This is a genomic window from Stenotrophomonas sp. 01N47 (genome assembly GCF_056399165.1).
Genome location: NZ_JBFTQU010000076.1, coordinates 1 through 409, shown reverse-complemented (window position 1 = coordinate 409; position 409 = coordinate 1). Strand labels below are relative to the sequence as shown.

The window sequence follows — 409 nt, the reverse complement described above, 5'->3', positions numbered from 1 at the left end:
CGCTTGACCTCCGTGGCGGCAGGCGCGCAACTGCATCAAAATACAAGAATGCCGCACCGCAGGAGAACCCCGTCGTGAGCGAGGCGCCCGCCCAACTGGCCGACGACTTCGGCCCGCCCGACGAAGCCCTGGCCCAGGCCAAGTGGTTGAAACTGGTCGAGAAGACCCTGAAAGGGGCCGATTTCGACGAGACCCTGACGCGCGCCACCCCGGACGGGATCGCCATCCGCCCGCTCTACACCGCCGACGACGCCGTCACCGTGGCCCGCGACCTGCGCGCCCGCGACATCGACCGCCCCTGGGACCTCCGCACGAAGGTCGCCCACCCCGACGCCAAGCACGCCAATGGCGAGATCCTGAAGGACCTGGAGAACGGCGCGGCCTCGGTGCTGCTGGCGCTGGATCCGGC

At 69.7% G+C, this 409-nt stretch carries 1 protein-coding gene; it reads left to right on the top strand.

The window, feature by feature from the left end; translation table 11 throughout:
- Nucleotides 1-74: 74 nt before the first annotated feature.
- Nucleotides 75-409, top strand: a 335-nt coding sequence (locus tag AC1DKR_RS21285) for a hypothetical protein (protein ID WP_478035159.1), incomplete at its 3' end; no start/stop codon positions are given.